Origin of the sequence: uncultured Flavonifractor sp. (assembly GCF_944383115.1) — a bacterium.
In the GTDB taxonomy this organism is placed as follows: domain Bacteria; phylum Bacillota; class Clostridia; order Oscillospirales; family Oscillospiraceae; genus Flavonifractor.
On sequence record NZ_CALWOJ010000009.1, the window covers coordinates 26,036 to 46,716 of the forward strand.

Here is a 20,681-nt window from a genome sequence, read left to right on the forward strand (position 1 = left end):
CATGACTGAGATCAAACTCATCTGCCTTGATATGGACGGCACCCTGCTGGACGACGACCATGCCACCGTGCCGCCCCGCAATATCGCCGCTTTGCAGCAGGCCGCGGAGCGGGGGGCGGCAGTGGCCATTGCCAGCGGTCGGGCCTGGTCCCTTCTTCAGGGCGTCAACGCGCAGCTGGGCGTGACCCGCTATGCCGTGCTTTCCAACGGCGCGGCGGTGCTGGATGTGAAGGCGGGCAAGTGGATCTACCGTCGAGCGATGGACCAGAAGGCCCGGCGGATCATCATTTCCCAACTGCTGGAGTGGGGAATTCCCTTTGAGGCCTATTGTGAAGGTGAGAATTACATCCAGGCTGACCGTGCCGAGCAGGTGTTAGCCAGCGCCCTGTCGCCGGAGTTTGCCCAGGTACTGCGCACCATGTCCTATTTTCCGGAGGATCTGAATGCCGCCCTGGACGGCAAGGGCGTGGAGAAGATCCACATCTTCCATGTACCTGATGAACTGCGTCGGCAGATGCTGGACGTTGTGGAGGCCTGCGGCCCTCTGGCGGTGACCACCTCTTTTGGGGATAATATGGAGCTTACCGCTCCTGGTGTCACGAAAGGTTCGGCGGTACAGGCCCTGTGTGCCCGGCTGGGGCTGGGGCCGGATCAGGTCATGGCCTTCGGTGATGCAGGCAACGACCTGGAGCTGCTGAGTTGGGCAAGCTGGTCCTTTGCCATGGCCAATGCCAGCGATGAGGCCAAGGCCGCCGCGCGCTATATCACCGGCACCAACCGGGAGGGCGGTGTCGGTATGGCTGTGGAACAGTATCTGCTGAATACATAATCAAACGGCGCATGACCATTGTCATGCGCCGTTTTTCCTCATAGTTGATTTTAGCGGGCGACGGAAGAGAAGTCGGGCTGCTGTTCCGGTTCGGTCTGACGGATTTTATGAAGGTATCGCAGCAGGAAGAACAGGGTGATAACCAGGCAGATTCCCTCGGAGAACAGGGGAGAGAGCCAGATGCCCGTATCGCCCAGCACTTTGGACAGGACCACCAGGCAGCCGGAGATGAGTACCAGGCCTCGGCCAAAGGAAATAGTGAGAGCAGGGAAGGGGTGCTCTATGGCGGTAAAGAAGCCGGAGATCAAGACGTTAAAGCCCATAAGCAGGAAGGCGGGAGCATAGAGCCGGAGCGCATTGACGGTGTATCCGAAGAGCGGATCGGCCGGCTCCAGAAAGAGGCCTACAATGGGACCGGCCAGCAGCTGGCAGATGATGAAGAAGCCTACTCCTGCCACTGCCACCAGCTTGATGCCGTAAGACAGGAATTTGTGGCACAGGGGCCGCTGTCCCGCGCCAAGATAGAAGCTGGACAGAGGCTGGACCCCGTGGGCAGTGCCGATCATGGTCATGAGCACCAGAGTGTTGACATAGCTGATGATGGTGTACGAGGTGAGGGCGGCCTCGCCGGACACCTGCAGGATAGTCTGATTGAACAGAAAAATTACCAGGCCGTTGGAGAACTCGCTGAGTCCGTCGGAGGTACCCAAGGGGATGATCCGGCGGTAAGCTCCAAAGTCGGGCTTGAAACGGCCAAAGCGCAGAGGGTTGGGGTGGCGCACGAAGTAGATGACAAAGATCACAGTGGAGGTGACCTGAGACAAGCCGGTGGCCAGAGCCGCACCCCACACGCCCCAGTGGAAGTGCATCACAAACACATAATCCAGCACCACATTCATAATGGCACAGGACAGTACGCCGATGGTGCTGACGTGAGGGGCGCCGTCTGCCTTCACCTGAACCTCAAGGTTGTAAGACACGGTAAAAAAGACGGAGAAGCAGGCGATAATACCTACATATTCCTTTACCAGCGGCAGCAGGTCCCCAGTGGCGCCCAGGAACAGGGCCACCCGCTCCAGGTTGAGCAGTACCGCTGCCGTCAGCACCAGGGACAGGACAATGACCACCGCCAGGTTCTGATTGAAGTAGTTGCGAGCCCTGTCCTCATCTCCCTGCCCCAGTGCCAGAGACAAAACGGTGGAGGTGCCGGTGGCCAGCAGGATGCCGATGGTGAAGATGAGCGACACGAATGGCATGGACAGATTCACTGCCCCCAGAGCGTGGCTGCCCACGCCGTGAGCAACGAAAATGCCGTCCACCATGGTGTACAGGGAGAAGATCCACATGGAGACGATGGATGGAACGGTAAACTTGAAAAACTTAGCAACCAGATTCACGGGTAAAACCTCCTCTTACTGGGGATATCATAAACCCTCGTACCATCCGAAAGTCAAGAGCGGGAGGCAAAAAAGTTGAAAGAATTTTATCAGATCCATGAGTTGGCCAAATTGTTCGACCTGTGTCCCGATACTCTGCGCTATTATGAGGAGAAGGGACTGCTTCACCCGGTGCGGGGAGAGAACCGCTACCGGATGTACGGCATTCAAGATGTGTGTACTCTGAATATCATTCGCTCACTGCGGGAGCTGGATCTGCCCACCCGGGAGATTGGCGCTTATCTGAAGCGGCGGAGCGTGGGGGAGACCCTGGAGCTGCTGGATCGGGAGGAGGCGCTGCTCAAGCGCCGGATGGAGGAATTGGAGGCCGCCCGCGGCGAGGCGGAGGACCGCCGCCGGCGGCTGGAGCGATATCGGGGCGTGGCTGCGGGCAGGACGGAACTGGTGGAGGAGCCGGAGCGGCCCTATGTTTTCCTGGAGAAGGATTTCATATTGGAAAAGGAGATCGACTTCCAGCTCAAGCGGCTGGAGCAGCGCCACCAGGACTATATCCAGGTCATTGGAAGCCAGTGTATGGGCGCGGTCATGGATGAGCAGAGCCTGGCGCGTGGGATCTACAACCACTTTTCCCGGGTCTTTTTCCTGACCAGTCCCGGCCTGCCCTATGACGACGAACTGCCGGCGGGGGAGTATGCAAGATTGTACTATCGCGGCCCGTACGACCGCTTACAGATCCATCTGGAACAGCTGATGTCGGGAATAGCAGGGCTTGGCCGCCGGCCTGCGGGTCCTCCGCTGGAACTCTACCGCATCGACGCCCACGATACCAATCTGGAGGAGGAGTATGTGACCGAATTGCAGGTGCGCCTTGCCCCCTAGACGTCTGTCTCTGTCCCGCATGAGTCTGGACCGCAGGGTAGACAGACAGCCAATAGAGAAGAAGTATTTGTGAGACAGTGTCTCATCTGGTATAATAGAAAGACAAAGAATAAACCGCATTGTGGTTTATTTGCGGGGCTTTGCCACACAGCTATGATCAAGCAGAAAGGACAGGTGCTGCAATGGCCGCAAAGACGCTGTATACCGTGGTCGTGGCGGATGATGAGGACGAGCTGCGGGAAGCGGTATGTACCATGATCCCCTGGCAGGAGTATGGTTTCTGCCTGGTCGGGAGCGCCAGCAACGGCCTTGACGCACTCCAGTTGGTGGAGAAACATGAGCCTGATCTGCTGCTGACCGACATCCGGATGCCCTTTATTTCCGGCATCGAACTGGCGCGGCAGGTGCGTGAGGTGCGGCCTGCCACCAACATTGCCTTTTTAAGCGGATATGATGATTTTGAGTACGCCAAGCAGGCCATCCAATACAACATTATCAGCTATATGCTCAAGCCCCTGACTATGGAAGGCCTGGGGGCGGAATTGCGTATCATCCGGCAAAAGATTGACGCGCAGTTTGCCATGTTTCGCCAGACGGCGCCGGAAAGCGGCGGGCTGGATCTGCGGGCGGCCATGCTGATGCCGTTGGTGCTGGACGATTACGCCGAGCCGGAGCAAGAGGCTCAGGCCAAGGTGTATGGGCGTCAATGCGGCCTTTTGCGGGATGCGGACGATGAGCCGTGCTATACCGTAATGGTTTCCACGCTGCTGGACGAGAACGGGGCAAACTGTACCGAGCCGTCCTTTGTGGCCTCGGTAGACCGGCTGGCTTCCAAATACTTGCGCAGCGTCAGCTTTTTTGCGTCGGGAAAGGTCATCTCGGTGCTGATGGGTAATCCATCAGATTTTGAAGAGTATCTGCATATTCTGGCAGACGAGATTCCCCAGATGGCTGCCCGGGTGTTGGGTACCCGCTGCCGGATCGGCGTCAGCCGTGTGGTGTCTGCCCTGACCGGGCTGCACGGGGCCTACCGGGAGGCAATGGAGGCCCTGCGACAGGGCGACAGGAGCGAGAGCGGAGCCCAGTTTATCAGCGACCTTGCCACTGTCGCCAAAGGTGGAAGCCCGTTATGTAAACGCGCGCTGGAGGCGCTGGACCAACATTATATGGATGCTGATCTCTCACTGGTGTCCCTCAGTGGGATGTTGGCGGTCAGCCCCAACCACCTGAGCGCCTGCATCAAAAAATATACGGGCGAGACCTTTATCAATATCCTGATCCGCAAGCGCATGGAAGCGGCGCGGGAGCTGCTGGCCGTTTCCGGCCTTAAGATCCAGGAGATTTCTCAGAGGTGCGGATATACAGATCAGCATTATTTCAGCTACTGTTTTAAAAAATACAGCGGCGAGTCGCCTAATGCCATGCGGCGCCGGCTGGACGCGGAAAAGGCGGGTGAAAGGCCTTGAGAAGAGCAATGTCACGGACCGGCCTGCGTATCACCACCATCCTGGTTTTTATGGTGGTGGGCATTGTGGCCGTCATTTTGTGCTGCTGCATTTTTCTGTTTCTGGATCGTTATCATAATGCTATGGTGCAAAACGCAAAAACCAGCAGCACACAGGCCGTGTCCCAGGTGTCTACTACGGTGGGTAATTATTTGCAGGATATGGATCAGGCCATGGATCTGGTGGAAGGGTCTATGCTGGAAAGTGCGGACAGTCGTGATAAGCTGCTGTCCGCCTTTTTAAACTTTCGTCCTGATGTGGTGGCGGTGACCAGCTATTCAGCCGACGGTGCTTTGCTGGAATGCTGGTCTTTGGGCAGAACGCCCCGGGAGCCTATCTATCACAATTTATCCTTTGACCTGGAAAAAGCCCGGACTGCCGGAACTGCATACATGACGGCACCTCATGTGGAGAGTATTTTTGAAAGTTATTATCCCTGGGTGGTGACCATGACCGCCCCTCTGGAGCAGGAGAGCGAGGCGGCCTGGGTGTCCCTGGATCTGAGCTTTTCCAGTATTTCCAGCTACATCAATAACGTCAGTATTGGACAGAGAGGCTACTGCTTTTTGATGGACGGGGAGGGGAATATCGTCTACCACCCCCAGCAGCAGCTGCTGTATGCGGGTCTGAAGTCGGAAAACACCGCTGCACTGGCCGGTATGGAGGATGGCTCCTATGCCGACGACACTGTCATCTATAGCCTTACCAGCGTGGAAGGCAGCGGCTGGCGGGTGGTAGGCGTCAGCTATGTGGACGAGTTGGTCAACCGCAATGTAAGCGAAATGATTCAGCTGTCTGTTCTGCTGGCGGCAGTGGTTCTGGCGGCGGCGGTACTGACCAGCTGGCTGCTCTTCCGCCTGCTGGGCCGCCCGCTGCGGGGGCTTGCGTCCGCCATGGAGAACTTTGAGACCGATGCAGACCACTTTACCTATCATCCGGTGGGCGGTACCCGGGAAGTGCAGGAACTGTCGGATTCCTTTGAACATATGGTACTGCGGATCCAGCAGCTCATGTCCACCGTGCGGGAAGAGGAGATCAACCTGCGCAAAACGGAACTGAAGGCGCTACAGGCCCAGATCAATCCCCATTTTCTGTATAATACCTTGGACTCCATCGCCTGGATGTGCGAGCAGGGCCGCAACGTTGACGCGGTCAAGATGGTTCACGCACTGGCCCGGCTGTTCCGGATCAGTATCAGCAAAGGCCATGAGCTGATTCCCATTGCCAAGGAGATCGAACATGCCGAAAGCTATCTCCAGATCCAAAAGTACCGTTATAAAAATCAGTTTACCTACGATTTTGACGTGGATCCGGAGTGCCTGCACTATTATTGCAATAAGATCACCCTTCAACCAATTATAGAAAACGCCATTAACCACGGACTGGATCTGCTGGTGGACGAGGGGCATATCGGCGTACAGGTGCGTCAGGACGGCGCCGATATCGTATTTTGCGTCCAGGACAACGGCGTGGGTATGGGGGAGGAACAGCTCCGCTCTATCATGGAGCATGGCCCCAAAGATCGAACCGGCATTGGCATCAAAAATGTCAATGACCGGCTGAAGATCTATTTCGGCAAACAATACGGGCTGCATATCACCAGTGAGCGGGATGTGGGTACCTGTGTAGAGATCCGTATGCCGAAGGTACAGGAGGGGGACTATGAGGCGAAATAAATGTGCCGCCATATTGGCCGCGGCCGTACTCTGCACAAGTTTGGGCGGGTGTACCTCCGGCACATCTACCGCCCAGCAGCATACGGTGGCGTTGGTGGCAAAATCCACTGAGACGGAGTTTTGGCTGTCGGTCTTTGCGGGTGCGGAGGCCGCGGCTACTGAGTATAACCTGAAACTGACCATCGTGGGACCGGAAACCGAAGAGGACTATGAGACACAGAATCAGATGGTGGAGGATGCGGTGGCAGCCGGCGCGGAGGCTATTGTCTTTTCTGCCATTGATTATGAAAACAATGCCGATGCCATCAACGCTGCCGCCCAGGCGGGGGCCAGGATTGTGGCGATTGACAGTAACGTTGCCTCTGACGCGGTCAGCACTTACATTGGTACCGACAACTATGCAGCCGGTCAAATGGCGGCCCAGGCCGCGCTGGATCGTATGGACGGGGCGTTGAAGGTTGGTATTGTCAATTATGATATCAGCAGCGCCAACGGTCAGGAGCGGGAGCGGGGAGCCACCGATCTCTTTTTAGAGAGCGGTCGGGCCGAGGTCGTGGCAGTGATCAATACGCTGGCGGAGGCGGGACATGCCCAGGCCGACACTGCCGTCATGCTGGAGGCTTATCCGGAAATCAACGTGCTGCTTGCCTTGAATGAACCTACCAGCGTGGGAGCGGCTCGGGCGGTAGAGGAACTGGGGCTTTCCGACCAGGTGTTTTTAGTGGGATTTGATTCCAATGTGGCCACCGTAGATGGCCTGCAGGAGGGCAGTGTGGATGCGCTGGTGGTACAGAATCCCTATGCCATGGGATATCTGGGCGTGGAGAGCGCGTATAAACTTCTGGCGGGGCAGAGCGGCGGACTGGAACAAATTGTGGATACATCGACCCAAATCGTGGATCGCAGTAATCTTTTTTCGATGGATAGTCAAAAGGCGTTGTTTGCCTTCGAACAACGTCTAGAATGATCAGTTTGCATAATTGAAGGGGGCAAAATTTTCCACTATTGTCTCTTGTTCATAAAATTTTACCCCTCTTTCAGTGAATTTTCACCTTGTTTTTCCAGGGAATTTCCATTAAGATTGTAATGTGTAAGGCGCGGGTTTAAGGAAAGCCCCGCAAAATCCCAAGGAAAAAGGAGAAGAATTGCTATGAAGAAGAGAATTCTTGCACTGTCCCTGTCCGCTGTCATGGCACTCAGCCTGGCCGCTTGCGGCGGTGGCGACACCACCGAGCCTGCTGGCAACACCGGCTCCACTGACACTCCTTCCACCGGCGCTCCTGTTACCGAGGTCGCCAACAAGGATAAGCCCCTGGTGTGGTTCAACCGTCAGCCCTCCAACAGCACGACTGGCGAGCTGGACATGGCTGCTCTGAGCTTCAACGACAACACCTACTATGTGGGCTTTGACGCCAACCAGGGTGCTGAGCTGCAGGGTACCATGATCGTGGACTACATCAAGGCTCATGCTGCTGAGATCGACAAGAACGGCGACGGCATCATCGGCTATGTTCTGGCTGTGGGCGACATCGGCCACAACGACTCCATCGCCCGTACCCGCGGCGTCCGCGCTGCTCTGGGCACCGGCGTTGAGAAGGACGGCGTCATCGACAGCACTCCTGTGGGCACCAACGTTGACGGCACCTCTTCCTATGTACAGGATGGCAAGATCGAGGTTGAGGGCAAGACCTACACTGTCCGTGAGCTGGCTTCTCAGGAGATGAAGAACTCCGCCGGCGCCACCTGGGACGCCGCCACCGCCGGCAACGCCATCGGCACCTGGGCTTCCTCCTTCGGTGATCAGATCGACATCGTGGCCTCCAACAACGACGGCATGGGCATGGCCATGTTCAACGCCTGGTCCAAGGAGAACAGCGTTCCCACCTTCGGCTATGACGCCAACTCCGACGCCGTTGCCGCTATCGCGGAAGGTTACGGCGGCACCATCAGCCAGCACGCCGACGTGCAGGCCTACCTGACCCTGCGTGTGCTGCGCAACGCTCTGGACGGCGTGGATATTGACACCGGTATCGGCACCGAGGACGACGCCGGCAACGTGCTGAGCGAGGACGTGTTCTACTATGACGAGGCCACTCGTTCTTACTACGCTCTGAACGTGGCTGTCACCGCCGACAACTATCAGGACTTCCTGGACTCCACTGTGACCTACGAGCCCGTTTCCAAGCAGCTGGACGCCACTGCTCACCCCACCAAGAACGTGTGGCTGAACATCTACAACTCCGCCGATAACTTCCTGGGCTCCACCTATCAGCCCCTGCTGCAGAAGTACGACGATCTGCTGAACCTGAACGTGGAGTACATCGCCGGCGACGGTCAGACCGAGTCCAACATCACCAACCGTCTGGGCAACCCCAGCGCCTATGACGCCTTCGCCATCAACATGGTGAAGACTGACAACGCCGCTTCCTACACCGGCATTCTGAGCCAGTAATCCACCGGCTGACGCAGACGGATCTGCGTTAGAAATAAGAAGGAATAACTGCTGCTATTAGGGAGAAGGAATTCTCCGTACGGGAGGAGGAACTCTCCGTTCGGGAGAAGGAATTCTCCCTAATAGCAGTTATCATGAAAATCCGGCAGAATCAGATTTTTCGCTGAAACTGCTAATATGCATAAACGGGAGTAACGAGAATGGCAGATGCGAAAGATGATATTGTCCTGTCAATCCGTGGTATGTCTAAATCCTTTGGCCGGAACCGGGTGCTGGATCACATCAATCTGGATGTAAAGCGGGGGACAGTCATGGGGCTTATGGGCGAGAACGGCGCCGGTAAGTCTACCATGATGAAATGCCTCTTTGGTACTTACCAGAAGGATGAGGGCAAGATCTTCCTCAATGGCAAGGAGATCAGCTTTTCCGGCCCCAAGGACGCTCTGGAAAACGGAATTGCCATGGTACACCAGGAGTTGAACCAGTGCCTGGAACGAAACGTCATTGACAACCTGTTTCTGGGCCGCTATCCCACCAACTCTGCAGGTATTGTGGATGAAGGCGGGATGAAGAAAAAGGCTTCCGAGCTGTTCCGAAAGCTCGGGATGACCGTCAACCTGACCCAGCCCATGCGGAATATGTCTGTCTCCCAGCGGCAGATGTGCGAGATTGCCAAAGCAATTTCTTACAATTCTCAGGTCATTGTCCTGGACGAACCCACTTCCTCTCTGACTGTGCAGGAGGTGAACAAGCTCTTTGAAATGATGCGGATGCTGAAAGCGCAGGGTATCTCTCTCATTTATATCTCCCATAAGATGGATGAGATTTTTGAGATCTGTGATGAGATCTCTGTCCTGCGTGACGGCAACCTGGTCATGACCAAGAACGCCAAGGACACCAACATGAACGAACTGATCACGGCTATGGTGGGCCGTTCTCTGGAGAGCCGATTCCCGCCGGTGGACAACCAGCCTGGGGATACGATTCTCTCTGTCCAACACCTTTCCACCAAGTATGCGCCCCATCTTCAGGACATCACCTTTGAGGTCCGGGAAGGCGAAATTTTTGGCCTGTACGGGTTGGTGGGCGCCGGGCGTACCGAGTTGCTGGAGACCATCTTCGGTGTACGGACCCGGGCAGCCGGGCGCGTCTATTTCAAAAACCGGCTCATGAATTTCGGCAACGCCAAGGAGGCTATTGAACACGGATTTGCTATGATTACGGAGGAGCGTAAGGCCAACGGCCTGTTCCTGAAATGTGATCTTACCTTTAACACTACCATTGCCAATCTGAAGCAATACAAATCCGGCGTGGCCCTCTCCAACCCCAAGATGGTAAAGGCGACTAACAAAGAGATCAAGGTCATGCATACCAAGTGTATGGGGCCGGACGATATGATCACCAGCCTTTCCGGCGGCAACCAGCAGAAGGTCATCTTTGGTAAATGGCTGGAGCGGGAACCCCAGGTCTTTATGATGGACGAGCCCACCCGCGGCATCGACGTGGGTGCAAAGTATGAGATCTATGAGTTGATCATCAATATGGCAAAACAAGGAAAGACCATTATTGTGGTCTCTTCTGAAATGCCTGAGATTCTCGGTATCACAAACCGCATTGGCGTTATGTCCAACGGGCATCTTTCCGGAATCGTGAACACCAAGGAAACCGATCAGGAAGAGCTGCTGCGGTTGAGTGCAAAATACCTATAATGGGAGAAATTGCATATGGTAGCAGAAAACACGAAAATTCTTACGGCAGAGCAAGAAGCGCAGCTTCTTAAGCCGATTGATGAGTATGTTGGCTCCATCCAGGCAAAGATCAATGATCTGCGGGTGGATGGTACCGATAAGGTCATCGAGTTCCAGAACAACATTGACAATCTGAAGCGCGACCGTATCTATACGCCTGAGGAAAAAGCCCAGAAGATGAAAGAATATCAGGCTGGGCTGGAGAAGGCCAAGGTGGTTGAGGCCAAAAACAAGGAGCAGATCGCCAAATTGATCGGCGAGGCCGAGGCCTATCTGAAAGCGCACTTTAACACCGATTATTATCAGGCGGTTACGGCCAGCTGTAAGGTAGAGAAGCAGCAGGCCCTGGCCAACTACGGCGCGGCGGTGGCCCAGCTCAATAAGGAACACCAAGAGACGGTTTCCAAGCTGAGTGATCCTCATGAGATTAAAGACGAGAAGTACGTCCACAAAAACCGCCTGTTTGATGCAAAAATGAAGCGGACCAAGGATCTGCAGGAGGTCAAGGACCGTCGTCACGCCGCTTTCGATCACAAGTTCCACCTGATCGACATGCTGCGGATGAGCAAGTTCACCTTCGGCGAATCTATGGCACAGAAGTGGGAGAACTACAAGTACACATTTAATCGCCGTGACTTCCTGCTGAGAAACGGCCTGTACATTGCCATCATCATCATCTTCATTGCACTTTGTATCCTGACTCCTGTGCTGAAAGGCCCCAGCGTGCAGCTGCTGACAGTAAACAACATCCTCAACATTCTGCAGCAGGCATCCCCCAGAATGTTCCTGGCTCTGGGCGTGGCAGGCCTGATCCTGTTGGCCGGTACCGACCTGTCTATCGGGCGTATGGTCGGTATGGGCATGACGGCGGCTACCATCGTAATGCACCAGGGCATCAATACCGGCTCTGTGTTCGGTCATGTCTTTGACTTCACTGCTCTGCCGGTTATCGTCCGGGTGTTCCTGGCCCTGGTGGTCTGTGTCGTGCTGTGTACCATCTTTACCACCATCGCCGGCTTCTTCACCGCAAAGTTCAAGATGCATCCCTTTATTTCCACCATGGCCAATATGCTTGTCATCTTTGGCCTGGTGACTTACTCCACCAAGGGCGTCTCCTTCGGCGCCATTGACCCCAGCATCCCCAAGATGATCATTCCCCGCATCAACAATTTCCCCACCATTATTCTGTGGGCGGTTGCGGCTGTGGCTGTGGTGTGGTTTATCTGGAACAAGACCACCTTTGGTAAGAACCTGTATGCTGTGGGTGGTAACCCGGAGGCTGCCGCGGTTTCCGGTATCTCCGTATTCAAGGTCACCGTGGGCGCCTTTGTCCTGGCCGGCGTACTCTATGGTTTCGGCTCCTGGCTGGAGTGCCTGCGTATGACGGGTTCTGGTTCCGCCGCTTACGGCCAGGGCTGGGAAATGGACGCCATCGCGGCCTGCGTGGTGGGCGGCATCTCCTTTACCGGCGGTATCGGTAAGATTTCCGGCTGTGTAGTGGGCGTGTTTATCTTCACGGCTCTGACCTACTCTCTGACTACGCTGGGCATCGACACCAACCTGCAGTTTGTGTTCTCCGGCATCATCATCCTGGTGGCTGTTATGCTGGACTGCCTGAAGTACGTGCAGAAGAAGTAATTGCATCCAGTGAAAGCGTGAAGCCGCTGCAAGGCAGACGCGGGGGACCGCTCTGCTTTGCGGCGGCTCTGTTTGACTAGTACAAGAAAAAAGTGTATGCTGTGTTTTGAAAACAGTGTCCCGACAAGCCGGGATAGAAAAGGAGAGAGGTTAACCATGCAAGAACTGGGCGCTGTACGCTGCGCGCTGGAGGCCGGGGAGTTGGATGCCCCGCTGAAGAGCCTGCTGTGCCGGGACCTTGCCGCCGGTCGTAAACGGGTGTCGGAGCTGCTGGATTGCTTCCAAACGTGTTTCGGGGTGGGGGATACGACTCCTGTGACCCTGTGTTCCGCGCCGGGCCGTACCGAGATCTGCGGCAACCACACTGACCACCAACATGGGCGGGTGCTGGCCGGCGCGGTGGATCTGGACTTTTTGGCCTGCGCCGCCCTCAACGGCACCAACACCATCCGCTTTCAGTCTCAGGGTTGGCCCCTGGTGGAGGTTGCGCTGGATACCTTGGAACCGGTGGAAGGGGAGAAGGAGTCTACCGCCGCTCTGGTGCGTGGTGTGGCTGCTCAGGCGGCCCAGCGGGGCTATCCTGTGGCTGGTTTTGATGTGTATGCGGTCTCCGATGTATTGCCAGGCTCCGGACTGTCCTCTTCCGCGGCCTGCGAGGTGTTGCTGGGCGTTATTGCCAACCACCTGTTTTGCCGGGACGAGCTGGATGCGGTGACCATTGCCCAGATGGGCCAGAAGGCGGAGAACCTCTATTTTGGCAAGCCCAGCGGCCTGATGGATCAGACTGCCTCTTCGGTAGGGGGCGCGGTAGCCATTGACTTTGCGGACCCCGCTGCTCCTGTGGTACGGTCGGTGGCGGTGGATCTGGCCGGATTGGGCTACGCCCTGTGCATCATTGATTCAGGCGCCAGCCATGCCGACCTGACGGCGGAGTATGCCGCGGTACCTCAGGAGATGGGGGCGGTGGCGGCTTATTTCGGTAAGCAGGTGCTGCGTGAGGTGGAGGAATCCCAGGTACTCCAGGCCATGCCCCAGCTGCGCAAAGCGGTGGGAGACCGGGCGGTACTCCGTGCCCTTCACTTCTTTGCTGATGACAAGCGTGTGGAGCGGGAGGCCGACGCCCTGGAGCAGGGAGACATGGAAACCTTCCTGACAGTGGTGAACCAGTCGGGCCGTTCTTCATGGGAACTGCTGCAGGATATTACCCCTATTGGCGCGGTGAAGGAGCAGGCTATGGCGGTGGCCCTTGCCGTGGCTGAACGTGCCCTGGCAGGCCGGGGCGCCTGCCGGGTCCACGGCGGCGGATTTGCGGGCACCATCCAGGCTTTCGTGCCGCTGGATCTGCTGGATAGCTTCCGGAAGCAGGTGGAGAGCAGCCTGGGCGAGGGCAGCTGCCATGTGCTGTCCATCCGTCCTGTGGGTGGTACGGTTCTCTGGCCCTGAGTAAGAACATATTGTATGATGTGAAAGGAGCGCGTAAGAACGATGGCGATCTTAGTATTGGGGGGGGCCGGGTATATCGGCTCCCACACAGTGTATGAACTGATAGACGCCGGTCGGGACGTGGTGGTGGCGGACAATTTGCAGACCGGCTTCAAGGCCGCCGTCCATCCCAAGGCAAAGTTTTACCAGCTGGACATCCGGGATCGGGGCGCTCTGGATACCCTGTTCCAGGCCGAGGACATCGAAGGCGTTATCCACTTTGCCGCCTCTTCCCAAGTGGGGGAGTCCATGTCCGATCCCCTGAAATACTATGACAACAACCTCCACGGCACGATGGTTCTGCTTCAGTCTATGGTGGCTCATGGAGTGGATAAGATTGTGTTCTCCTCCACCGCTGCTACTTATGGCGAACCGGAACGGGTACCCATCCTGGAGGATGACCGTACCGTGCCCACCAACTGCTACGGCCAGACCAAGCTGGCTATGGAACATATGATGAACTGGGTGTCCCGTGCCCACGGATTGAAATATGTTGCTTTGCGTTACTTCAATGCCTGCGGCGCCCATGTCTCCGGCCAGATTGGCGAAGCCCATGATCCGGAGACCCACCTGATCCCCATTATCCTCCAGGTGCCTCTGGGCCAGCGGGATGCGGTCAGCGTCTTTGGCGACGACTATCCTACCAAAGACGGCACCTGCATCCGGGATTATATCCACGTTACCGATTTGGCTCAGGCCCACATTCTGGCCCTGGATTATCTGCTGCGCGGCGGAGAGAACAATGTGTTCAACCTGGGCAACGGCGTGGGCTTTACCGTAAAGGAAGTGGTGGACGTAGCCAGGGCAGTTACCGGCCACCCCATTCCGGCCAAGATGGCCCCCCGCCGGGCGGGCGATCCCGCCCAGCTCATCGCTTCGTCGGAGAAGGCCATCCGGGTGCTGGGCTGGCAGCCCAAGTACAACGACCTGAACACCATCGTGGCCTCTGCCTGGGCCTGGCATCAGAGCCATCCCCACGGCTTTGAGGAGGGCTGAGCATGGAGCGAGACCAGGCCATTGCCAAGCTGATATCCTATGCGCTGGGCAAAGGATTGATCCAGCCGGAGGATCAGGCATGGGCTGTGAATACCCTGCTGGACATCCTAGGGGTGGACAGCTGTGCCCTTCCAGAGGTGGGGACGGTGGGGGAGGAGCTGCCTGTCATTCTGGGCGCCCTCACTGACGATGCCTGCGCCCGGGGAATGCTGATCGAAGATACCGTGACCTACCGGGACTTATTCGATACCCGGCTCATGGGCGCCCTTACCCCACGGCCCGCCCAGGTGATTGACACCTTCAACCACCTGTACCGGCAGGACCCCAAGGCAGCTACCGATTGGTACTACAAATTTAGTCAGGACACCAACTATATCCGTCGGGATCGCATTGCCAAGGATGTGCAGTGGAAGGCGGAGACGGAATACGGGGAATTGGACATTACCATCAATCTGTCCAAGCCGGAGAAGGACCCCAAGGCCATCGCGGCGGCCCGCAACCTGCCAGCCTCCGCCTACCCTCAGTGCCAGCTGTGTGCCGAGAACGAGGGCTATGCCGGACGGGTGAACCATCCTGCCCGGCAAAACCACCGCATTGTGCCCATTACCATCAATGGGTCTCCATGGTTTTTACAGTATTCGCCCTATGTATATTACAATGAACACTGCATTTGCCTGAACAAGGTCCATACCCCCATGAAAATCGACAGGGCCTGCTTTGGTAAGCTGCTGGATTTTGTCAGGCAGTTTCCCCATTACTTTGTAGGTTCCAACGCCGATTTGCCCATTGTGGGCGGGTCTATCCTGGCCCACGACCATTTTCAGGGCGGACGGTATACCTTTGCTATGGAGAAGGCTCCGGTGGAGACGCCCTTTACGTTCTCCGGTTATGAGGATGTGAAGGCGGGCATTGTTAAGTGGCCCATGTCGGTGGTGCGGCTTGCCTGCGCAGATCCCAATCGGCTTATCGACCTGGCTGACCGCATCCTGACCAGCTGGCGGGGTTATACCGACGAGAGCGCCTTCATCTATGCCGAGACCGACGGGGAGCCCCACAACACCATCACCCCCATCGCCCGGCGGCGGGGGAGCGACTATGAGCTGGATCTGGTGCTGCGCAACAACATCACCACCCAGGAGCATCCCCTGGGGGTCTATCACCCCCACGCCGAACTCCATCATATCAAGAAGGAGAACATTGGCCTCATTGAAGTGATGGGGTTGGCGGTACTGCCTGCCCGGCTCAAGACCGAGCTGGCGGCGGTGGCGGACAAGCTGGCCCAGGGCGGCGACCTGCGGGCCGATCCGTTGACGGCGGCCCACGCGGACTGGGCGGAGGGCTTTGCCTCCAACTACACCATTACCCCGGACAACGCCCTGGACGTGGTCTACCATGAGACCGGACTGGTGTTTGCCAAGGTTTTGGAGCAGGCTGGTGTCTATGCACGGACACCGAAAGGGAAAGAAGATTTCCTTCGGTTCTTGAAACAGGTATAAAAAACAGGTGAAAGCCCCTTTGGGCCGCGTTGACGGTCCAAAGGGGCTTTTTATTTACGTTTGGCATGGATAAAAGGTTGCAGGAACATATGCCGCATAAGGACAAACGTTGTCGGAATAAAGTGGGACTATGGAGGTGTGACAAATGATTCCTGCATGGATCCTGCTGCTGCTCAATCAGTTCTTTTTCACGCTGCGGCTGTCGGGGGGTGGAAACGGTTCCTTCCCCCGGCCATTGAAGGCGGAGGAGGAGCGCCGTTGTCTGGAACTGGCGGCCAAGGGTGATTTGGAGGCCCGCAATAAACTTATTGAACACAATCTGCGTTTGGTAGCCCACATCGTAAAAAAATACTATACCCCCAATGGAGATCAGGATGATCTGATCTCCATTGGAACCATCGGTCTCATCAAGGGGATCAGTACCTTTAAGCCGGACAAAAAGGTACGCCTTGCCACTTATGCGTCCCGCTGTATTGAAAATGAGATTCTGATGCACTTTCGGGCTCAGCGTAAAACGCAGGGGGAGGTATCGCTGTCCGATGCCATTGACGGTGACGGAGACGGGAACTCTTTGTCGCTGATGGATACCATTCGCGTGGATGACGATATGCTGGAAGAACTGGATGCCAGAGATGCCTGTCTCCGGGTGCGGCAGTGTATCAAACAGTGCCTGGATCAGCGGGAAGCTGCTATTATTACCTTGCGCTACGGACTCAATGAATGCCAACCCCTTACCCAGCGCGAGGTAGCAGTGCGCTGCGGCATATCGCGTTCCTATGTATCCCGCCGCCGTTAATGTAAGCGAAGCCCGGAAAGCCTTGTAGGACAAGGTTTCCGGGCTTTGAGTGTAACTGGGGGTAGCACCGCGGTTATTGTAAGTGGTGAAGATTTTAGGAAGATAGGCGGTCATTCATCATTTATTAGAAGATTAACCAAGCAAGTATTCGCAAACAGCCGCTACAGCAGCATTCTTCATTTGTCTTGCACGTACATCAGCGACATATCGAGCCTCTTTTAATTTATTTTCCTCGACATCAACTAATTCGCCGATAGTTTTAATGCCAAGTTCATGAAGTTTCCCTTTTTGCCAATCAGTTAAATCGAGTGTATCAATACTTTTTTTAAATTGCTTGACTATGGCTGTATTTCTCGTCGAATCAACAATGGTTCCTTTCAACTTATCAAAGGAAGGATAGTTGCTTCCGTATTCTGTCATTCTTTTTATACTTAACCGCTTTGCAATAGAATGAGCAGTTGTAGCGGGAGTTGCCTCTTGTGCAAATAAACAACCCTCATTAACTTCATAACGCGAACCTAGTTCACTACGAGTGGCCCTTATGCCAGAAGAGTGTTCACTGATTATTCCGGTATATTCCAGTAGACGTAATGCTTCTTTTACCTCCTGAGGCGCATTTCTATGAACCCAAAAAAACGAACTTGTAGCTCCATCTTCTCCTTTTTCTAGTATTGATTTATCATTTTTTGCTTTGATTTCAGGGATAACTTCTGTTTCAACGAAATCTCGTCCCCAATCAATGAGTTTTGCATATCCTGGATATTTTTCGGATAAATTGGAGTGTTCCGCCCAAAGTGATTCTCTATAATATTCACGGACTACTTTGTTAACGGCGGAAGAGTCTAATTGGCCGGCCATTTCAACCGTCTTCAGGAGATGGCGTGGATTTCCCCCAGAGGCATATGCAAGAATTGAAAAGTTCTCTCCTCGCCTGGACAATGTTGCGGAGAGAGCGCTATCTTTGGCCTGCCGCAATACCATTCCTTTCATAGTTTCAATATAGTTAGAATCAGTTATAGAGCGATTCAATGTAATTCTAACAGCATCGTGTAGTGGTTCAAAAGTGTCTCCATATACAGTGACCCCCGGGTAAACAGCAGCATTACATTTTATATATGGGGATCTTAAATCTCTAAATAGGGTGAAGAATTCCCGCTGTTGTTGGGGATAGAAAACATGTGCCGCTTCATCTATAAAAAGCACGATTCGTTTAATATCTAGTTCTTCACACAAATCTTGAACAACATTGATAAAAGAATCTAATGTTGGGACTGTGGAATCATCAACCATTGCACCTGGATTTTTCCATGATGATTCAAATAAATCCATAACTTCTTCTAGCGCTGATTTTTCTGGCTTTATAGTGGTGCCAAGTAATACTCCCATGCTATAGTTTATGGTAGCAAGTTTCCCACGCCTTCTCAAGGCACGTTGTAATTCAGAACAAATTTTTGAAAGCATCCACGCTTGGAACTGATTTTTATTACCCGATTGCAGCAAAGATGCCTTTCTAAATGTGACAAAAACAGGAAGAATTTTATCAGTTTCAAAAAGGTCGTTTAGTTGAGCTTCAGCAACACGAAAAAGAAACGATTTGCCAACGCCACGACTACCAACTAAAAGAATTGGTGTTTGAGATTTTAACTTCCTAATGATTTCTTCATCTACGGGTGTATTGACAAACAAATCTTTGATTTGATCGGGGTTCATTTCCTCTGTTCGAAAGATAAATTCGCTCATAGATATTAGTCTCCATTTCTACCGTATAGCAGTTGAATTTCTGGTAACATCCCTATATTGTGCATAATCGCATTTTCTAATATCGGTAACAATCCTTTGCTGACAATTTGTTCTTTGAAGCGAATGACAAGAGCGATGGATAATAAATACGAGATACTTTGAAAACGTGAAATATATTGGCTTAACATATCTTGATTAAACTCATTTTGTCCAGGTAGACAGTTGATCTTACTATAATTACCATGAATATATTCGGAGCATTCTCGGTAGACATTGCTAGCGATTCCATTGAGTTCTGCGCTTCTTTCTTCGAATTCCGGAGCGTATGCGCGGATGAATGATTTGCTAAATATCCCGGTATTGCCGTCTGTTATGGCTGCCCATTTCATATCTTCTTGACCAGCTTTCCACCGTCTAAAGTAAAAGTCATTTGAGGACATATGAATTGCGTACAAACAGTGTTCTAAACATAACCTCAAGGAAATCATTGCATGCTTGTATAGTCCTTGACTACAAAACAAATTTGCTGTGGCACACTCATTTAATGAAGATTTCAATAATATGGATTGTGGAATATCTTTTAAGCATTCAACCCATGTACTAAAGTCCGTTGTAAAAAGAAAGCATCCACTAAAACCTTCAGCATATGGTGAATCCCAAGTTGCAGAAACCTGAGCTTTGAAGTTTTCTAGAATACCAAACTGTTCTTCTCTATTGCCCATTTGTATCATTCCCCTCTAAGTGAAACTAGTTTAAAATTACGATGTAGATATCGTAGTGGATCTAAATGTAATTTTCATGTAAAGCAACTATGCATTTGTAGTACTTAACTTATATGCCCAGTGACCATTTTGTTGGTATTTAATGAGAATTCCACCCATGACTAAGCTGGAAAGCATCCGGTTTGCCGTCGCCGCCGACACCACGCACAGTTCCGGCACATCGGTATTCATAATATAGTCGTGGGTTTTCAGGTACTCTTGAATCTTGTTCTAGCGGAGGGTGGCCTTATCCACTTTTCCATCACTCATTTCATCACACGTATTGATGGCATCCATGAGCGATGCCTTGATAGCGGAGAGCATAAATTCAATAAATACTGTGGACTCTTCCGCATTATTAGAGGGGGTGATGGCCGCATAATACTTTTGCTGGCGATCGTGGATGATGGACTCCACCGGGAGCCAGGCAAAGTCCGGATTCCATTTGGAAAGCAGCAGCGTATGCCACAGGCGGCCCACACGCCCATTTCCATCGGCAAAGGGGGGAATTACTTCCAACTCGTACCGAAATACGTAACTGCAAATATTTGGATTCATTTTATCATATACTGCTCATCTTTTCAATGAATACGAAACTTAATGCGACAGATATGGCGTGATATGTCAGTCCGGTATCCTCTGGATATTGTCTTCAGTTCTGTACATAACCATTTGCATATTAGCAAGAAATATATTTTTTGCGACATATTTTTTGTTGACATTATGTTCGATGTGACATATTATGGGCTTGGAGGGATGCAGCATGAGCGATTTTCAAAAATTACTGGATCAGGCGCTTGAGAAAGTAAATTTGACGCCTGTTGACGACACTCCTGAGGTTGAAGAATATAATATCGACGCCGAAGTGCGCGACTTGGTAATCTCTACCCGCAGCGCGGCCAATCTGACGCAGAAACAGTTGGCGCAGCGTTCGGGTGTATCCCAGTCGAACATCAGCAAAATTGAAAATGGGAACTATCAGCCCAGTTTGTCCACATTAAAGCGAATCGCGGGCGCGTTGGGAAAACGGCTGGTGGTCAGTTTTGAAGATTCGGAGGTGTAACTGTGGCGATCCATATTGAAAATTTGAAGATCGAACAATTCCGCGGGATTCGGCAGTTATCTGTTCCGCGCCTGAACCATATCAATCTGATTGTCGGCGACAACAACTGCGGCAAGACCAGCTTTTTGGAAGCCCTTCTTTTGCTACGCGATCCCGGAGATTTTACCAACACCTTGCGCATTGCGCGTATGCGGGACAGCCTGGCCATGTACGGTGGAATTTC

General features: G+C 53.7%; 18 protein-coding genes. 14 read left to right on the plus strand and 4 right to left on the minus strand.

Annotation, left to right across the window (positions count from 1 at the left end; genetic code table 11):
- Position 1: 1 nt before the first annotated feature.
- Positions 2–829 (plus strand): Cof-type HAD-IIB family hydrolase, encoded by an 828-nt coding sequence (locus Q0K43_RS02190; protein WP_297288934.1) that lies wholly within the window; start codon positions 2–4, stop codon positions 827–829.
- A gap of 50 nt (positions 830–879) precedes the next feature.
- Here the strand turns inward: Q0K43_RS02190 and Q0K43_RS02195 are convergent, their stop codons facing one another.
- Positions 880–2,226 (minus strand): MATE family efflux transporter, encoded by a 1,347-nt coding sequence (locus Q0K43_RS02195; RefSeq protein WP_297288935.1) that lies wholly within the window; start codon positions 2,224–2,226, stop codon positions 880–882.
- A 75-nt stretch (positions 2,227–2,301) separates the two neighbouring features.
- On the opposite strand from Q0K43_RS02195, the gene Q0K43_RS02200 reads away from it, so the two are divergent.
- The 11 genes from Q0K43_RS02200 to sigK all read left to right on the plus strand — a co-directional run bounded on the left by Q0K43_RS02200 (position 2,302) and on the right by sigK (position 16,894).
- Positions 2,302–3,105, plus strand: coding sequence for a MerR family transcriptional regulator (locus Q0K43_RS02200; RefSeq protein WP_297288936.1), 804 nt, complete (start codon positions 2,302–2,304; stop codon positions 3,103–3,105).
- 182 nt (positions 3,106–3,287) lie between these two features.
- Entirely contained in the window at positions 3,288–4,571 is a 1,284-nt protein-coding gene (locus Q0K43_RS02205) for a response regulator transcription factor (RefSeq protein WP_297288937.1), read from the plus strand.
- Positions 4,572–4,579: 8 nt separating this feature from the next.
- The gene (locus Q0K43_RS02210) at positions 4,580–6,286 is read left to right on the plus strand and encodes a cache domain-containing sensor histidine kinase (RefSeq protein ID WP_297288938.1); all 1,707 of its coding nucleotides are present in this window, start codon (positions 4,580–4,582) and stop codon (positions 6,284–6,286) included.
- Positions 6,273–7,253, plus strand: coding sequence for a substrate-binding domain-containing protein (locus Q0K43_RS02215; RefSeq protein WP_297288939.1), 981 nt, complete (start codon positions 6,273–6,275; stop codon positions 7,251–7,253). The genes Q0K43_RS02210 and Q0K43_RS02215 overlap by 14 nt, the downstream gene beginning before the upstream one ends.
- A gap of 183 nt (positions 7,254–7,436) precedes the next feature.
- Positions 7,437–8,738, plus strand: a complete 1,302-nt coding sequence (locus Q0K43_RS02220; RefSeq protein WP_297288940.1) for a substrate-binding domain-containing protein — start codon at positions 7,437–7,439, stop codon at positions 8,736–8,738.
- A 200-nt stretch (positions 8,739–8,938) separates the two neighbouring features.
- A complete protein-coding gene (locus tag Q0K43_RS02225; protein WP_297288941.1) occupies positions 8,939–10,447 on the plus strand; it encodes a sugar ABC transporter ATP-binding protein in 1,509 nt (502 codons plus the stop codon).
- A gap of 15 nt (positions 10,448–10,462) precedes the next feature.
- Entirely contained in the window at positions 10,463–12,124 is a 1,662-nt protein-coding gene (locus Q0K43_RS02230; RefSeq protein WP_297288942.1) for an ABC transporter permease subunit, read from the plus strand.
- A 156-nt stretch (positions 12,125–12,280) separates the two neighbouring features.
- A complete protein-coding gene (locus Q0K43_RS02235) occupies positions 12,281–13,567 on the plus strand; it encodes a galactokinase (protein WP_297288943.1) in 1,287 nt (428 codons plus the stop codon).
- Between the two features lie 42 nt (positions 13,568–13,609).
- Positions 13,610–14,602 (plus strand): UDP-glucose 4-epimerase GalE, encoded by a 993-nt coding sequence (galE, locus tag Q0K43_RS02240; RefSeq protein ID WP_297288944.1) that lies wholly within the window; start codon positions 13,610–13,612, stop codon positions 14,600–14,602.
- 2 nt (positions 14,603–14,604) lie between these two features.
- Positions 14,605–16,098 carry a UDP-glucose--hexose-1-phosphate uridylyltransferase gene (gene galT / locus Q0K43_RS02245; RefSeq protein WP_297288945.1) on the plus strand — a complete coding sequence of 498 codons (1,494 nt, stop codon included), beginning with the start codon at positions 14,605–14,607 and terminating at the stop codon, positions 16,096–16,098.
- Positions 16,099–16,243: 145 nt separating this feature from the next.
- Positions 16,244–16,894, plus strand: a complete 651-nt coding sequence (gene sigK, locus Q0K43_RS02250; RefSeq protein ID WP_297288946.1) for an RNA polymerase sporulation sigma factor SigK — start codon at positions 16,244–16,246, stop codon at positions 16,892–16,894.
- A gap of 132 nt (positions 16,895–17,026) precedes the next feature.
- On the opposite strand, the gene Q0K43_RS02255 is transcribed toward sigK, so the two are convergent.
- The 3 genes from Q0K43_RS02255 to Q0K43_RS02265 all read right to left on the minus strand — a co-directional run bounded on the left by Q0K43_RS02255 (position 17,027) and on the right by Q0K43_RS02265 (position 19,875).
- Positions 17,027–18,634, minus strand: coding sequence for an ORC-CDC6 family AAA ATPase (locus tag Q0K43_RS02255; RefSeq protein ID WP_297288947.1), 1,608 nt, complete (start codon positions 18,632–18,634; stop codon positions 17,027–17,029).
- Positions 18,635–18,639: 5 nt separating this feature from the next.
- Positions 18,640–19,356 carry a hypothetical protein gene (locus Q0K43_RS02260; protein ID WP_297288948.1) on the minus strand — a complete coding sequence of 239 codons (717 nt, stop codon included), beginning with the start codon at positions 19,354–19,356 and terminating at the stop codon, positions 18,640–18,642.
- A gap of 270 nt (positions 19,357–19,626) precedes the next feature.
- Positions 19,627–19,875, minus strand: a complete 249-nt coding sequence (locus Q0K43_RS02265; RefSeq protein ID WP_366086122.1) for a hypothetical protein — start codon at positions 19,873–19,875, stop codon at positions 19,627–19,629.
- Positions 19,876–20,158: 283 nt separating this feature from the next.
- Here Q0K43_RS02265 and Q0K43_RS02270 point away from each other — a divergent pair, with 283 nt between their 5' ends.
- The gene (locus Q0K43_RS02270) at positions 20,159–20,458 is read left to right on the plus strand and encodes a helix-turn-helix domain-containing protein (protein ID WP_297288950.1); all 300 of its coding nucleotides are present in this window, start codon (positions 20,159–20,161) and stop codon (positions 20,456–20,458) included.
- A 2-nt stretch (positions 20,459–20,460) separates the two neighbouring features.
- Positions 20,461–20,681, plus strand: a 221-nt coding sequence (locus Q0K43_RS02275; RefSeq protein ID WP_297288951.1) for an AAA family ATPase, incomplete at its 3' end; no start/stop codon positions are given.

Excerpts from the sequence above, each read along its gene's own strand:
- Q0K43_RS02190 (WP_297288934.1), top strand. The coding sequence starts at position 2 with ATGACTGAGATCAAACTCATCTGCCTTGATATGGACGGCACCCTGCTG.
- Q0K43_RS02205 (WP_297288937.1), top strand. The coding sequence starts at position 3,288 with ATGGCCGCAAAGACGCTGTATACCGTGGTCGTGGCGGATGATGAGGAC.
- Q0K43_RS02210 (WP_297288938.1), top strand. The coding sequence starts at position 4,580 with ATGTCACGGACCGGCCTGCGTATCACCACCATCCTGGTTTTTATGGTG.
- Q0K43_RS02215 (WP_297288939.1), top strand. The coding sequence starts at position 6,273 with ATGAGGCGAAATAAATGTGCCGCCATATTGGCCGCGGCCGTACTCTGC.
- Q0K43_RS02220 (WP_297288940.1), top strand. The coding sequence starts at position 7,437 with ATGAAGAAGAGAATTCTTGCACTGTCCCTGTCCGCTGTCATGGCACTC.
- Q0K43_RS02225 (WP_297288941.1), top strand. The coding sequence starts at position 8,939 with ATGGCAGATGCGAAAGATGATATTGTCCTGTCAATCCGTGGTATGTCT.
- Q0K43_RS02230 (WP_297288942.1), top strand. The coding sequence starts at position 10,463 with ATGGTAGCAGAAAACACGAAAATTCTTACGGCAGAGCAAGAAGCGCAG.
- Q0K43_RS02235 (WP_297288943.1), top strand. The coding sequence starts at position 12,281 with ATGCAAGAACTGGGCGCTGTACGCTGCGCGCTGGAGGCCGGGGAGTTG.
- galE (WP_297288944.1), top strand. The coding sequence starts at position 13,610 with ATGGCGATCTTAGTATTGGGGGGGGCCGGGTATATCGGCTCCCACACA.
- galT (WP_297288945.1), top strand. The coding sequence starts at position 14,605 with ATGGAGCGAGACCAGGCCATTGCCAAGCTGATATCCTATGCGCTGGGC.
- sigK (WP_297288946.1), top strand. The coding sequence starts at position 16,244 with ATGATTCCTGCATGGATCCTGCTGCTGCTCAATCAGTTCTTTTTCACG.
- Q0K43_RS02255 (WP_297288947.1), bottom strand. The coding sequence starts at position 18,634 with ATGAGCGAATTTATCTTTCGAACAGAGGAAATGAACCCCGATCAAATC.
- Q0K43_RS02260 (WP_297288948.1), bottom strand. The coding sequence starts at position 19,356 with ATGGGCAATAGAGAAGAACAGTTTGGTATTCTAGAAAACTTCAAAGCT.
- Q0K43_RS02270 (WP_297288950.1), top strand. The coding sequence starts at position 20,159 with ATGAGCGATTTTCAAAAATTACTGGATCAGGCGCTTGAGAAAGTAAAT.